This window comes from Paenibacillus planticolens (genome assembly GCF_013141725.1).
Lineage (GTDB): Bacteria > Bacillota > Bacilli > Paenibacillales > NBRC-103111 > Paenibacillus_E > Paenibacillus_E planticolens.
In genome coordinates this window covers 1-14,909 of record NZ_WHNZ01000048.1, presented here as the reverse complement: position 1 = coordinate 14,909, position 14,909 = coordinate 1, and the positions used below count along the sequence as shown (strand labels likewise).

The 14,909-nt window shown below is 49.2% G+C and carries 11 protein-coding genes and 1 riboswitch; of the genes, 8 read left to right on the top strand and 3 right to left on the bottom strand.

Features of this window, described 5'->3' with window-relative positions:
• Positions 1–33 precede the first annotated feature (33 nt).
• The 3 genes from GC097_RS23005 to GC097_RS22995 all read right to left on the bottom strand — a co-directional run bounded on the left by GC097_RS23005 (position 34) and on the right by GC097_RS22995 (position 3,122).
• On the bottom strand, positions 34–1,044 hold the full coding sequence (locus GC097_RS23005) for a sensor histidine kinase (protein WP_171685648.1): 1,011 nt from the start codon (positions 1,042–1,044) through the stop codon (positions 34–36).
• The gene (locus tag GC097_RS23000) at positions 1,037–1,732 is read right to left on the bottom strand and encodes a response regulator transcription factor (RefSeq protein ID WP_171685647.1); all 696 of its coding nucleotides are present in this window, start codon (positions 1,730–1,732) and stop codon (positions 1,037–1,039) included. The genes GC097_RS23005 and GC097_RS23000 overlap by 8 nt, the downstream gene beginning before the upstream one ends.
• Positions 1,733–1,877: 145 nt before the next feature.
• Entirely contained in the window at positions 1,878–3,122 is a 1,245-nt protein-coding gene (locus GC097_RS22995; protein WP_171685646.1) for an S-layer homology domain-containing protein, read from the bottom strand.
• Positions 3,123–3,280: 158 nt separating this feature from the next.
• Between GC097_RS22995 and bcp the strand changes: the two genes are divergently transcribed.
• The 8 genes from bcp to rodA all read left to right on the top strand — a co-directional run bounded on the left by bcp (position 3,281) and on the right by rodA (position 14,831).
• Positions 3,281–3,763, top strand: a complete 483-nt coding sequence (gene bcp, locus GC097_RS22990) for a thioredoxin-dependent thiol peroxidase (protein ID WP_171685645.1) — start codon at positions 3,281–3,283, stop codon at positions 3,761–3,763.
• Positions 3,764–4,134: 371 nt separating this feature from the next.
• Positions 4,135–5,583, top strand: coding sequence for a polysaccharide deacetylase family protein (locus GC097_RS22985; protein ID WP_171685644.1), 1,449 nt, complete (start codon positions 4,135–4,137; stop codon positions 5,581–5,583).
• A gap of 65 nt (positions 5,584–5,648) precedes the next feature.
• Complete coding sequence (locus tag GC097_RS22980) at positions 5,649–6,626, top strand: AAA family ATPase (RefSeq protein WP_171685643.1); 978 nt, start codon at positions 5,649–5,651, stop codon at positions 6,624–6,626.
• An 11-nt stretch (positions 6,627–6,637) separates the two neighbouring features.
• A complete protein-coding gene (locus GC097_RS22975; RefSeq protein ID WP_171685642.1) occupies positions 6,638–7,852 on the top strand; it encodes a DUF58 domain-containing protein in 1,215 nt (404 codons plus the stop codon).
• Entirely contained in the window at positions 7,839–10,205 is a 2,367-nt protein-coding gene (locus GC097_RS22970; RefSeq protein ID WP_171685641.1) for a transglutaminase-like domain-containing protein, read from the top strand. The genes GC097_RS22975 and GC097_RS22970 overlap by 14 nt, the downstream gene beginning before the upstream one ends.
• Positions 10,206–10,315: 110 nt before the next feature.
• Entirely contained in the window at positions 10,316–11,854 is a 1,539-nt protein-coding gene (gene guaA, locus GC097_RS22965) for a glutamine-hydrolyzing GMP synthase (RefSeq protein ID WP_171685640.1), read from the top strand.
• A gap of 88 nt (positions 11,855–11,942) precedes the next feature.
• A riboswitch (purine riboswitch) is annotated at positions 11,943–12,043 on the top strand.
• A gap of 142 nt (positions 12,044–12,185) precedes the next feature.
• Positions 12,186–13,589 (top strand): NCS2 family permease, encoded by a 1,404-nt coding sequence (locus GC097_RS22960; RefSeq protein ID WP_171685639.1) that lies wholly within the window; start codon positions 12,186–12,188, stop codon positions 13,587–13,589.
• Between the two features lie 117 nt (positions 13,590–13,706).
• Positions 13,707–14,831 (top strand): rod shape-determining protein RodA, encoded by a 1,125-nt coding sequence (rodA, locus tag GC097_RS22955; RefSeq protein WP_312875722.1) that lies wholly within the window; start codon positions 13,707–13,709, stop codon positions 14,829–14,831.
• The last annotated feature ends 78 nt before the right edge of the window (positions 14,832–14,909 follow it).

Below are 14,909 nucleotides of genomic sequence, written 5' to 3'. Positions count from 1 at the left end.
GCGAACAAAGAAGAAAGGCATGTGACAATGTTGTCACATGCCCGTGATACGCACGGCCTCATTCGGCTGAGGGAAGGTGAGGGTGAACGTTGAGCCCGAGCCGGACTCCGATTTCACGGCTAGATGAATGAGCATCGCCTCGGCGGCTTTCTTCGCCAGATAGAGGCCCATTCCCGTAGCTGCGCTATCCTGATGCCAGGCTGTGGAGGTAAAGCCGCGGTCAAAGATGCGCGGCAGATCTTGCGGCTCGATCCCGCGGCCGTGATCGATCACCTCAAGGACGATCCGCTCTTTGCAGCAGCGGCTTCGAATAAGGATATCCGCAGCGCCGGGATCGCTGTATTTCACAGCGTTCGTCACAAGCTGCCGCAGAATGAAGGCGAGCCACTTGGCGTCGCTCAGAACTTCTGTCACTTGGAAATCGACATCGAAGCCAATGCCTTTTTGAATGCACCATGTTTTTAGCAGCTTAATTTCCGTATAGGTCAATGATTCCAAATCTACCTGTTCAATATACAGGTCATTCTCCATGAACGGGAGTCTCTTCTGGTGAAGCTGCCTGTCCAAGAGCAGGTGTATTCGCAGCCACTCGTAGGTTAATGCGGTTTTCATCGTCTCATCCGCCATACGGTCCATCATTAAACGCATAGCGGTGAGTGGTGTCTTAACTTCATGAATCCATGCCAGCAGATCATCCTTTTCCTGCTCCAGCGCGACCTGATGCCGGGAAGCCGACCTGCCTAGCTGTTCGGCCAAATTCGTCATACTGTTCTCAACGATACTCTCGAAGGGACTGCCAGCGCCATCTATGCTGGAAAGGTCCAAGTTGTTGTCCCGTTCTTCCAGCTGCTTATAGAAGCGTGTTTCCTTGTTGTAGCGAAAAACGAGAAATATCAGAAATAGCGTCGTCGATAGAAAGACCATATATAGAATGGACCCAAAGGGAATGGTATGATCCAAGAAGGCGATAAGCAGAAACAGAGCCTGCACGGATAAAAAGAAAAGCAGCCAGCTTCTTCTTTCGGCGAGGTAGCGTCTAATCATGGAAATGAGCCTCTTCCGTGGCCATATAGCCTTGACCGACCTTCGTTTCGATCAATGAGCCCAGCCCCAGCTCGTCCAGCCTTTTCCGCAGCCGGTTGACATTGACCGTTAAAGTGTTGTCGCTGACAAACCGCTGATCGTCCCATAAGCTGTTAATGAGGATTTCTCGGCTTACGATCGTGTTTTTGCGTTCGATGAGTAGTTTGAGAATGAACATTTCATTCTTCGTTAATTCAATCGTTCCCGCCTCGTTCACCACCGTGCTTTTCTCGTAATCAATGGTGGCGCCGCACCAAGTTTTCAGCTTGAGCGGTTCTGTATTGTAATTATAGACACGCCGGAGGATGGCCTGAATTTTGGCGACAAGCACATCGAAATGGAAAGGCTTCTGGATAAAATCATCGGCGCCGAGCTGCATCGACATGACCATGTCGGTCGGATGATCGCGCGAGGATAGGAAAACAATGGGCACATTGGAGTGGGTCCGTATCATGCGGCACCAATGGAAGCCGTCAAATTTCGGAAGTTGGATATCGATAATCACAAGGTCTGGTTTGAAGGCGGCGAACGTTTCGATCACCCGGCCAAAATCCGTTATGCCATGGACATCGTAGGACCACTGGGCGAGCCGGTCCCTAACTTCTGCGAAGAGCGTGGCATCGTCTTCGATCAGCAATATTTTAAACATTAAGAATCACCCGCTTGCGACAAATTTCTAACATTCATTGTAATGGAAAAAAGCGGTGCGCGCGAATGGACGGTCTCAACCGCTCAAAAAAGAACCTCAATTCCAGAAAAGCGGAAATCAAGGTTCTTTGCATGTTGCATGGCTATTATTGAGCAGGCACAGGGAGCGGCTTTGCTTTCTTGGCTTCTTCCGGCAATTGAATATCTACCGGCTGATTCACATCCTGGTAAGTCATGGACATGGTCATATCCATATGGTCAAGCGGAATATTCGGATCTTCGCCATAGGCAATGATATAATCACCATCCATGCTGACAGGGAGCTTAGTTTGCTCGTCGACCGTGAGTACGGCAGATAAGGAAACGCTCATTCCTGCGATGGCAGGCGAGTTAAGAACATCTTTAAATGCATCTTGACCGCCGCCAAGTCCGCTCAATGTCTTGACGATATCGGCGGTATTGGTCAATTTGCCTCGGACAGAGACCTTGCGCAGCTGTTTCCCATCTTTCTCGACCGTGCCGAGATCTTTATAGAAGAAATATGGCGTAACCAAGGTTTTGTTAATGTCCATGCTTTTCTTCTGCAGCTCCATCAGCTGTTCGAAGGTAAATGGCACCTGCTTGGACAAGTCATACCATTCGAATCCATCATTCGCAGCATTCGGCATCGTCATGAAAGTGCCTTGGCTGACCATATATTGTTCCATTTGGATTGTCCTTGTTACCATATCCGAGCCTGGTGCCGTGGTCGTGATGGATTGATGAATGCCTTGATCTTTATTAAAACTGATGTCCGATTTTACGGTTGTTTGAAGCTTATCCAACGGATATCCTGCATGGGGTTTAAAAAGAATATGCATGTCCATTTCCATGTGACCGCGGAACGTCTTCAAATCTGTCGGCGAAGCCGGATCTGCAACTAACCAAGAGGACACCGAGGGGTCGTTCGCTAGTGCTTTTTTGATGGCAGCCCCTGCAGCATCACGGGAAATGCCGGAAGCTTGACCTAAATCGACACCGAAATCACTTTGCAATTCGGCGAGTGCCTTGCTGTCGGCCATGCCGAGGAATCTGCCCAGAATCAGCGCAGCTTCAGCGGGGCTGACAGGTTGATCCAAACGAAAGGATCCGTCGGAGTAGCCTTGCAGAATGTGGCGTTCAAGCATGACACGTACCGTATTCGCATAAAGAGACTCGGCGCTTACATCCGAAGGCAGAGCGGCTTGATTGTTCAGAGGTGCCAGTTTCAGCTCATCGGCAATTTGTTTCACAAATTGACCGCGAGTCACAAGCGAGCTTTCATTCACCGTTGCGGCAGAGACAGATAGAGTAGGGACGGCCAGGGTTAATCCCAAGACGGAGAGCAGTGACATACGTTTGATAGGAAGCATGACGTTTCTTCACTCCTTTTAAGGTTTATAGCTTCCTATTAAACCTACCATATATTTCTTACCCTATGCTAGTTTTGGACATGCCGGTTTGATGTGATGCTTCAAATACCGCATAATGGAGGAAGAAAAGAAGGAATGGATAGAGGAGAGTTCAGAGAATGGCTAAGAAAAAAGAGCCGGAGACAATCAAACGTCTTGCCCCCGATTTTACACTGCCTGCATCCAATGGGAGCAGCGTATCCCTGCACGATTACAAAGGGAAAAAAGTCGTCATTTACTTTTACCCGCAAGATAACACGCCGACCTGCACACAGCAATCCTGCGATTTCCGCGACTATAACGGGAAGTTCGCCGAGCTAGGGGTGGAAGTCATCGGCATCAGCCCTGATGAGTTGAATGCCCATCATAAATTCATCACCAAGTATGAGCTGCCGTTCCTGCTGCTTTCTGACACGGACCACCAGGTGGCTGAGCAATATGGCGTATGGGCGCTGAAGAAGCTGTATGGCCGTGAGTACATGGGCATTGTGCGCTCGACTTTCCTCATTGATGAGGAAGGATACATTGTGAAGGAATGGAGCAAGGTGCGGATTAAGAACCATGTGCAATCGGTGTTGGATGCGGTTGTGGCGTTGGAATAGAAGGGGCTGTCGAGATGTGATCTCGGCGGCTTTTTTGTTTTGAAGAGTAGAGGGGGTGGAAAGGGAACTATAGTCCGCTATTTTCTCCAAAAGTGGAGTTTCGGTACATGAAACGGAACTCTGATCCGCTATTTCCCACCATTCTGCGAAATTGCTGCACCCTAGAGTAAATAAGACCCTGTAGTTCCGCTTAATCGGTAAAAGCTGCCGATTTTGCCTGAATAGAGGACTGTAGTTCCCTTTGCAAATCGGCAGGCGCTGATTGAACAACTCTTACAATATTTGTTGCTACGCAAGAGACATACTCCCGGCTTTTCTCCCATATACTCTATCAGTTACCAAAATGATAGAACAAGCGGAGGGATCATCGCATGCGCTTTCAAGTTCACCATGCAACCAGTAGCCGAAAAGGAATTCAACTCACAATGGTCATTCTATTACTAGTTTCACTGTTTCTCTCTGCTGTTCCCGTAAAGGCTTCGGAGGAGGAAGGAAACTCCGAGAAAGACGGTCAAGACATCTATCAAAAGCTCAAAAACGGCAAACGCGTGCAAGCAGAAAAAACCTATGTAAAACCGGAGCAGCCCACAGTTTATTTAACCTTTGATGACGGCCCCAGCAAGCTGACTGGCAAGGTTTTAGATATTTTAAAAGAAGAAGGCGTGAAAGCGACGTTTTTCGCACTGGGTGAACAAGCCAAAGAACACCCTGATTTGGTAAAGAGGATTGTGAAAGAAGGACATACCTTAGGCAATCATTCCTATAATCATGTATATAACGAGCTTTATAGCGATTTTCAAACGTTTTGGGATCAAATTCAGAGCAGCGAGGATGTGTTCGCCGATATCGCCGATGTCCGCCCACAACTGGTGCGCGCTCCTGGAGGAACCTATACGAATTTTGATTCCTATTACTACTATTTAATGGATCAAGCGGGCTATACCGTCGTGGACTGGAATGTGGACAGCGGAGATTCGAAGAGACTCCATGTCCCTGCAAGCGAGATATGGCAGACCGTGAAGGCATCGCCGCTGGAGCATGAATTAACGGTCCTGTTCCATGATGGCACGGGGCATGAGTCGACGGTAGAGGTACTGCCTAAAGTAATCGCCTATTACAAAAACCTGGGTTACGCTTTCGCACCTCTGACAACAGATGTGAAACCCGAACAGTTTCGGGTCGGTAAATCCAAATGGTCGAGAAGCATGAGTGCGGCTCATTTTCAACAGCTATTGAAGGAAACGCAGCAATATGCTCTAGCGCACGGGCATCTGGAGCCGCAGAAGACAAAGGATGAGCTTAAGAACACAGACGAGCAGCTTGTAAAAAAGGTAGCCTCTGCGGACGAAGAGGTGAAGTCGCTCGCTGCACAGTCGGCTCTGCCGCTGCAGATCCGCTTGTTGGAAGGCAGCAGCTTTACGCTGGGGCCTGCGGAATATCAGCTGCGGTCGAATCGGATTGAGCTTCCGCTGCGTTTGCTGATTGAGCAGATAGGCGGAAAGGTGCATTGGCAGGAGAAAACGAAGACGGCTAATGCCCATTATGGCGTATACGATCTTGAATATGATCTGCCTGCAAGAACGATCCGTGCCTATGTATTGGGCAATAGCGTAGCAGATTACTACTTAGCGGATATGGAGCTACTGGGAGGATCGATTATCGTTCCGCTGCGCAAAACGGTGGAATCCCTGGGCGGGCAAATTACAGAGACGGTTATGGAGCCCGACAGGCGAGAAGTGTCTATGACATTCCGGCATTTGTATATGCTTAGGGACAATAATAGTAGTCTGAAAAACTCTCTATTTGCCATGGCAGGCTAATGTCTAAAATAGTAGAAGACTGGAAAAACTAGAAGCATACCCTTATATAAGGAGGCTTCTTGACTATGCAGTCGAAGACCCGAATATTCGATCAGCCGCAGCCTCTCGTGGAACGGATGATCCTGAACGTGGAGAAAGTCATTGTTGGCAAAAGACAGACGATCGAGCAGGCGTTTATAGCCATGTTAAGCGGCGGTCATGTCTTACTGGAGGATGTGCCAGGCGTGGGCAAAACGATGCTTGTGCGCGCTTTGGCCAAAACCATTGGTTGCGAGTTTAAGAGAATTCAATGTACGCCTGATTTGCTGCCGTCGGATGTGACGGGGGTGTCTGTTTTTAATGCGAAGACCGGCGATTTTGAATTTCGCCCCGGGCCATTAATGACGCCGGTCGTGCTGGCGGATGAATGCAACCGCACCTCTCCGAAAACACAGTCTGCTTTCCTGGAGGCAATGGAGGAGAAGCGGGTCACGGTGGACGGAGTGGGATATGAACTGCCCAAGCCTTTTGTCTTGCTCGCAACTCAAAATCCGGTAGATTACGAGGGAACTTACGCGCTTCCTGAAGCTCAAATGGACCGGTTCATGATGAAGCTGTCGCTTGGTTATCCGACGCCGGATCAAGAGATTTTGATGCTGGACCGACTCCAGGACCGCCATCCGATCGATCAGGTGAAGCCCGTTATTGTGCAGGATGAGTTTGTGCAATTGCAAAGAGAAGCTGCAATGATTCATGTTGATAATACGTTAAAAGATTTCATTGTTCGCCTTGCGTTAGCAACAAGGGAACATGCTGATTTGTACCTCGGCGTTAGTCCGAGGGCGACCCACGCGTTGATGCGTGCCGCGCAAACATCTGCTTACATGAAGGGCAGAAGCTTCGTCGTGCCTGACGATATTAAGGATTTGGTGCTTCCGGTGTGGACGCACCGGCTGATTCTGACTTCCGAAGCCCGGATGACGGGCAAGTCGGCGGAACTGATTTTGGCAGAGGTATCCGCTTCTTTGCAAACTCCAGTGCTTCGCTATGTTTCGTCGAAGTAGGAGGCGCACTCATGAAAAGCTGGGGTAAAACGTCGCTGCTCTTTGTGGGTTGTGTGCTGTCGGTTCTGCTGGCCTATCGGCAAGGCGGTTTCGCCGCCTGGTATTTAGGCATTTGCTTGACCTTGATCTGGATGCAGGCCGGAATCTTTTATGTCTTTGCGTTCAAAGGACTGTCGATCAACCGGCAGTTGTCAAATGAGGTCTTTGTTTCCGGGGAAGATATGAAAATTACGCTGGATATCAGGCACCGCGCACAGATCCCACTGCCTTGGATGGTTATTAAAGAAACGTGGGTGCATGAAGGAAGCGGTGCGCAGCTGATCTACAGCAAGCTGCTTTTTCCATGGTTTCAGTCCACAATGTTATTTCATTATAAAATAACGGGGCTTATGCGCGGCGTCTATCGATTCGCGGGGTGTGAAGCGGTCAGCGGAGACTTGTTTGGCTTTGCCGTACGCAGAGCTCGCCGGGACGATCTTCACCGCTGCATCGTCTATCCGAAGCCGGATACGCTTGGCCACTCCGGCATGACTTTTCAAGCGGACGATGGCGAGGTGTCCACCGCCCGAGGCCCCAAAGCCGAGACACCGCTCATCAGCGGTGTCCGCGACTATGCCAGCGGTGATCCCTATCACCGCATTCACTGGAAATCCACAGCCCGGCTGAACCGGCTGATGACCAAAGACCCCGAGCAGGCCGCCTCCGCGATGCGGATGCTGCTGCTCGATGCGGCGCCGGCGGCCGGCGCGGCAGAAGCGGCTCAGCCGCTTCTGGAGAAGGGCGTCGCCCTCGCGGCCGGCTTCTTTGAAGCCGCCGCCGGCGGGCGCGAGAGCTGCGGCTTCGCCAGCAGCTCGAACGGCAAGCGAATCGCGCCGACGATTCGCCCGGATCTGACGCTCGCGTACGAGGTGCTCGCGAGCGTGGGCGGCAAGCCCGCCTTGGCCTTTCCTGACCTCGTCAGGAAAGAGGCGGCGGCCTTGCCGCCGGGTGCGTCGATGCTGTGCATCACATCGACGCTGGATGCGGCGCTGGTGCGCGCGATGTTCGATGCGCGCGCCAGGCGCCGCTCCGTGCACGTGATTTACGTGCACGCCAAGCCTTCTCTCTCGGTCGCTGAGCGAGAGATGGCTTCGCAGCTGCAGGGCGCAGGCTGCTCCTTCACGGAAGTGCCGCATCCCGTTCGCCAATGGCCGAAGCAAGGAGGTGTCGCGGATGCAACCGCTTGAGCCACGGCGCGATTCGCGCATGTTTTTTCAATCGTCCAAATCGTCCCGTACCACAGATGAGGTTTTACGCTCTTCGGGCGCTATCCCGTCAGGTCCTGTCTTCCGCGCCAGCGCGATTACCGGCGTGCAGACATCACCAGAGGTCGGCCAAACCTTTTTTCGAGACATCCTGATCTCGCTCTTACTTTTCTTGCTGCTTTCAGAATGGCTCAGTCCTTTGGCTTGGATGGCAGATATGTCGATTGAAACCGGACCGATTCTAGTCGTTTTTGCGCTCTGCATCGCCATAGATTGTTTCAAAGTTCCCTATGCATGGGGGTGGACCGCCAAAGGCGTGTTAATCCTGCTTTTCGTTGGTTTCATGTTCAACCGCGAAACTTTCGTAACCGGAGCATGGGGGATTGATTTGCTGAGGATCATGGCTCAGGATGCCGCTCACTTGATGCAGGGCCATTTCGACCTCATCAGCGGTGAACTTAGGACCTTGCTGTTTTTGCTGGGCTGGTCGCTGCTCATTTCCGTCATTCAGGCTCTCATGCTGCAAAGACAGCACAGCCTGTGGTTCGTCGCTGCCACACTGATTTATCTGGTTGTTTTGCAATTGGTTTTTGGTGCGGATACCGTTCAAGGCATCATGCGCACAATAGGATATGGGCTGCTGCTGATGTCGCTGCTCAATCTTTCGAGAATCGAGCAAACCTACGGCTTTGCTTCGACGCGGCCTGGCAGCGCTTTTAGATGGATGGCAGTTAGTTTGGTCGTAGTGGGGGCGCTGGCTGGTACAGCGTGGTTTTCGGTCAGGCAGGCAGAACCGGAACCGCTGATGAAGCCGGTAAGCTGGGCGTATGTGTCCGATCGTCTGTTTGAACTTTACAATGAGGAGAAATATCCCGGAGGGGCTGCAGCCAAATCGGGTTACGGTCAAAATGACACCTCCCTGGGCGGTCCGCTCCAAGTGGACACGACTCCGGCTTTCGCAGCCAAAACCTCCGAGCTTACCTACTGGCGCGGTGAATCCAAAAACTTTTACAACGGCAAAGGTTGGACCCAAACGAATCAAGGGCTCGAGGCTTATGCTTCGCCTGTTCAAACCGGCGCAAACCGGCTTGTCACGCAGGAAGTTTTGTGGAGCGGCAAGGAGCAGAACAAGCAATTGTTCATGGGAGGCAATCTAGCAGGGGTAGACTCGCTTCTGACCGAAAGTGGGAAGCCGTTGACGCCAAGTCTTCTGCTTGCTTCTCCGTTCAGCGGCAAAGTGGTTCTGCCCGATATCTCGGATCCGCTTTCGTATTACAAAATAACCGTGCAGCCCGTCAAGGAAGATCCTTCCTTGCTGAACTCGGATACAGGCAGCTACCCTGCCGAGATTGCAAGGGATTATTTGCAGCTGCCGGAGGCGTTCCCGCGGTCCGTTCGCAGCATTGCTGAACAAGTGACAGCGAATCGGGCGACGCCCTATGCCAAAGCCGTTGCGATCGAGCAATATTTGAGTCATACCTATACGTACAGCCTTGAGAAGCCTACGCCTCCAAGTCGGAGCGAGGACTTTGTCAGCCACTTTTTGTTCGTGGATAAGGCAGGTTATTGCGATCATTTTTCAACGTCGATGGTTGTTATGCTGCGTTCTGTCGGTGTGCCTGCGCGTTGGGTAAAAGGCTTTGCTCCAGGAACCCTGCAATCTTCCTCTTCCGGGGATGGTGCGGATTCGCTTCAAGAGGTGCTGGTACGCAATCAGGATGCGCACTCCTGGGTGGAAGTTTATTTCCCCTCTATGGGTTGGGTGCCGTTTGAGCCTACGCCGGGATTCTCCGGTCTTTCTTCCGATCATCCAAGAGAGACCCTGACGACAGCGGCTATGGAGCAATCTGCGATGACAGCTTCTCTCATGAACATTCCGATGCCGGGGAATTTTACGGCGAATCCGGGCGAGTGGCTGCTTGCGGCGAAAAATACGGTGCTTGATTATGCAAAATCGAACCGGAACCTCCTCATGGTGCTGATAGGAAGCATCCTGCTGTTAGCCCTTGTTTTCCTTCTTCTTCGGCGAAAAGGGTTCTTGGTTAGCGCGGCGCTTCTTCCCTTTTACAAAAACGGGCTCAACAATCCGCATCCTCTAATTCCTTTTATGGATCGTTTGTGGATGCAGTTATTTCGTAAGTACGGTGCCAAGCCTAAGGATCAAACCGTCCGGGACTACGTTTCAGCGCTAAAGCTCAAGCATTCGGGACAACAACAAGCACTGCTCAGGTTCGCCTTAATCTATGAAAGCATCCGCTATGACAGCGCTATCTCTGCTTCATACTCGAAGCGGGAGATATTGGCAATATGGAAAGCCATTCAAAAGACACATTAAACCCCTTTACATCCTAGGTACCTAATGTTTAAAATTAGTACCTATAAATAGCGATAAGTGGACAAGGGGACCCCCATAACCTTATCGCTATGAAATTAGGAGGTCGGATAATGAGTAAACCGAGTGAAATGATCGTCGTTTTAGATTTTGGAGGCCAATACAACCAGCTGATTGCCAGACGAATCCGTGATTTGGGCGTGTACAGCGAATTGCTGCCGTTTAACACAACAGTCGAAAAAATTCGTGAGATTCAGCCGAAAGGTATTGTGTTCTCAGGCGGTCCGTCAAGCGTGTACGGGGAAGGAGCTCCAGCTGTTGATCCGGAAATTTTTGATTTGGGAATTCCGATCTTAGGAATTTGTTACGGCATGCAGTTGATTGCCCACCAATTGAACGGGAAAGTTGAACGCGCCCATACGCGTGAATATGGCAAGGCTGATCTTTCGTTTACGAATGAAAGCCCGCTCGTGAAAGGTTTGGACGCGAAACAAACGGTCTGGATGAGCCATGGCGACCACGTTTCCGTTCTACCGGAAGGCTTCGTGATCGAAGCGAGCACAGATTCCCTTGAAATTGCCGCGATGAGCAACCGTGATCGCAACATTCATGCCGTGCAATTCCACCCGGAAGTCCGCCATTCGATTCAAGGGAACGAAATGATCCGTAACTTCATCTACGGCGTTTGCGGCTGTGAAGGCGATTGGACGATGTCCTCCTTTGTTGAGGATATGATCAAAGAACTCCGCGAAGAAGTCGGCGACAAAAAAGTGCTTTGCGCGCTTAGCGGCGGAGTGGATTCATCCGTTGTTGCGATCCTGCTGCACAAAGCGATTGGCCCGCAATTGACTTGCATGTTCATTGATCATGGCTTGCTGCGTCAAGGCGAAGCGGAAAGCGTAATGGATACGTTCGTTGGCAAATTCGACATGCATGTTGTCAAAATTGATGCGCGCGAGCGTTTCCTCGGCAAATTGGCCGGCGTAGACGATCCGGAGCAAAAACGTAAGATTATCGGTACCGAATTTATCCGCGTGTTCGAAGAAGAATCCGGCAAGTTCGATGACTTTACATTCCTGGCACAAGGTACGCTTTACACGGATATCGTAGAAAGCGGTACGGCGACGGCGCATACCATTAAATCGCATCATAATGTAGGCGGCCTACCGAAAGATATGAAGTTCAAACTGATCGAGCCACTCAAAACTTTGTTTAAAGACGAAGTGCGCAAAGTGGGCGAAGAGTGCGGTCTTCCTGCAGCGATCGTTTGGAGACAACCGTTCCCAGGTCCTGGTCTGGCTATTCGTGTACTAGGCGAGGTAACCGAGGATAAGCTTAAAATTGTTCGTGAATCCGACGCCATCCTGCGCGATGAAATCGCTAAAGCAGGCTTGGATCGCGAGATCTGGCAGTACTTCACGGCTCTTCCGGGCATGAAAAGCGTTGGGGTTATGGGAGATGCAAGAACATACTCCTACACTGTAGGTATCCGTGCGGTTACTTCCATCGACGGCATGACCGCCGACTGGGCGCGTATTCCGTGGGATGTGCTGGAGAAAATCTCGGTTCGTATCGTGAACGAAGTTGAGAATGTAAACCGTATTGTGTACGACATTACGTCCAAACCGCCAGCTACGATTGAGTGGGAATAGATAAATAGAAAAGACGAACATTATGGGAAAAATTAACCCAATAATGTTCGTCTTTTTTATTGACAAAGGGTTAGTTTCGCAATAAAATGTGAAATGGATAACAGTTTTTCGTATAATCTTGGGGATTGGCCCGAGAGTTTCTACGAGATCACCGCAAATGATCTGGCTACGAAAAAAAGGAACGGTATCTGTGTGAGTTACGACGTCTCTTTGCGTTATGCATAGAAGGGGCAGGCCTCATATGGAAGCTCCTTTTTCGTACCCGGAATCAGGCAACATGATTCCGGGTTTTTTGCTGTTCTCCACCATTCGCTTAGGAGGAGTAGGAAAAATGGATCGCTTTTTCAAATTGAAACAAAACGGCACGACTGTAAGAACGGAAATCATGGCGGGGATAACGACATTCATGACCATGGCTTACATCCTTGCGGTCAACCCAGACGTGCTGAGTGCTTTTAAATCGGGAGCTACCGGCGGGGACTGGACTTCGATTTTCTTGGCTACAGCGATTGCTGCGGGTGTCATGACGATTGCCATGGGGTTATTCGTTAACTTTCCTGTTGCGCTTGCGCCGGGAATGGGCTTGAACGCTTATTTTGCAACGATTATTTTGACATCGCAAGGTAAATTTACATTTTCAATGGCTCTAACCGCAGTCTTTATTTCGGGGATCATTTTTATCATATTAACCGTTACGAAAGTTCGTCAGATGCTGCTTGTGGCCGTACCTGACAGCTTGAAACATGCGATTACTGTAGGTATTGGTTTATTTATTGCCATGATCGGGTTTAAAAATAGCGGCATCCTAAGTGTTGCTGTCGAAAGCGGCAAAGATTTGAAAGCTCATCAGTATACGGACGTTCTTTCCTTTGAAACGATCTTCCATTTGGGTTCCTTACATGACAAAGGCGTTATTTTAACCATCATCGGGATCTTGCTGATTTCAATTTTTATGGTGCTTCGAATTCGTGGCGCGATTCTGATCGGGATCTTGGCAACAACGGTGATCGGTTATTTCATGGGTCTGGTTAACTTGAGTACGCTGAGTAGTGCAGATACAACATGGGTTCCGGATTTGTCCAAGCTTCGTTTTGCTGATTTTGATTTTGCAGGCATTATGACAACGGGGATTGTATCCGTCATTGCCACGTTTACGTTTGTTGAACTATTCGATACCTTCGGTACAATGGTTGGAACGGCTAACCGTGCAGGGATTATGAAAAACAAAGAAGAAGGCAATAAACGTGTAGGCAAAGCGATGTTCGTAGATGCTATCGGTGTTAGTGGCGGTGCGTTGGTTGGAACGAGTACCGTGACAGCTTTCGTAGAAAGCGCAGCGGGTGTAGCAGAGGGTGGACGTACAGGTCTGACATCGGTGACGACTGGCGTATGTTTCTTGCTCGCCTTGTTCTTGGCCCCAATTGCTATGTTGATTCCAGGCTCCGCTACAGCGGCTGCTCTGATCGTGGTTGGCGTACTAATGGTACAGTCCATCCGTGAGATTGATTTTCAAGACTTCGTAGTTGCAATCCCAGCGTTCCTTACAATCGTATTGATGCCTTTCACTTATAATATTGCGAACGGGATTTCCTTTGGTATCGTAACGTATGTGGTGCTGGCGGCTGCTTCTAACTTAAGCGGCAAAAGCTCGACGCGTTATCCGATTCATTGGTTAATGTGGGTGCTTGCTGTTCTAGTTATTGCTCGGTATGTGTTTATTGGAAGCCAAGGTTAAATACAAAAAGCTGCGTGAAGTTTACGCAGCTTTTTTCGTTCACATGAACTTATAATTTGTAACATGCCTATCAATTCATCTATGATGGAAAGAGAATAATGAGAGAGAGGCATAGACGTGTTACGAGAGATCCTATTTAGAGGCAAGAAAATCGATATTACAACGCTCGCTATCCTGCTATGTTTCATGGTTATTAGCACGATGGCCATTTATAGCGCTACCAACAACACTAAATACGCGGGAATTCACATTAACAACCTGGTTATGTTTCTCGTGTTTTTTATCGTTATGATTGGCGTAGCGCTCATTGATTACAATGTCATTATTCGGCACTTATCCATTTACTTATATGTTAGCGGAATACTCATGCTCATCTTTGTCAAATTCAAGGGGATGACGATCAATGGCTCCACACGTTGGATTGACCTTCATTTTATTCAATTTCAGCCGTCAGAGCTTGTCAAAATATTCGTTATATTGCTCCTTGCCAAAATGCTCGGTGATAAGAAGGGCGAGTACTTGCGCCCGGTTCGTGATATCTTGCCGATGATAGCTATTGTAGGCGTTCCTTTTTTAATGGTGCTGGAACAGCCGGATCTGGGTACTTCCATTGTATTTGTATGTATTTTAATCGGGATGATGTGGATCGGCAAAATTCCTATAAAACACGCTATCGTTGGGGTAAGTGCGATTGCTGGGGTAATTGGCAGCGTCACAGCTCTTTATTTTTACGATCTGTCGTTGTTCAATAAAATCGTCAAACCCCATCAACTGCACAGGATTCAAACTTTCCTTAACCCCGCCAGCGATCCGGACCAAAGCTATCATGTACTTAATTCAATAAAGGCAGTAAGCTCCGGACAATTGATGGGCGAGGGTTATCTGCACGGAACTATGATTCAAGGCGGCTATATACCTTATGATTATGCAGATTCCATCTATGTTGTAATTGGTGAAGAGTTTGGTTTTGCAGGATCGTCCTTGCTGCTCTTTTTATATTTTTTCCTCATATATCGAATGATCCATATTGCTATTTCATCTAAAGATCTGGCAGGTTCTTATTTAATTATTGGTGTAATCTCCATGTTTACTTTGCAGATCTTCGAAAATATTGCCATGCATACGGGCTTAATGCCCCTTACCGGGATTGCACTTCCCTTTATTAGTTATGGAGGTAGCTCCTTGATGACTAATATGCTCTGTATGGGCTTGGTGCTGAGTGTCAAAATTCATAAGGAATAAATTCAATAGAAGTGCGTATGTGAATACGTGCTTCTTTTAATTTTTAATTATATTAAAATAATCCTTGCATTCTTTTTC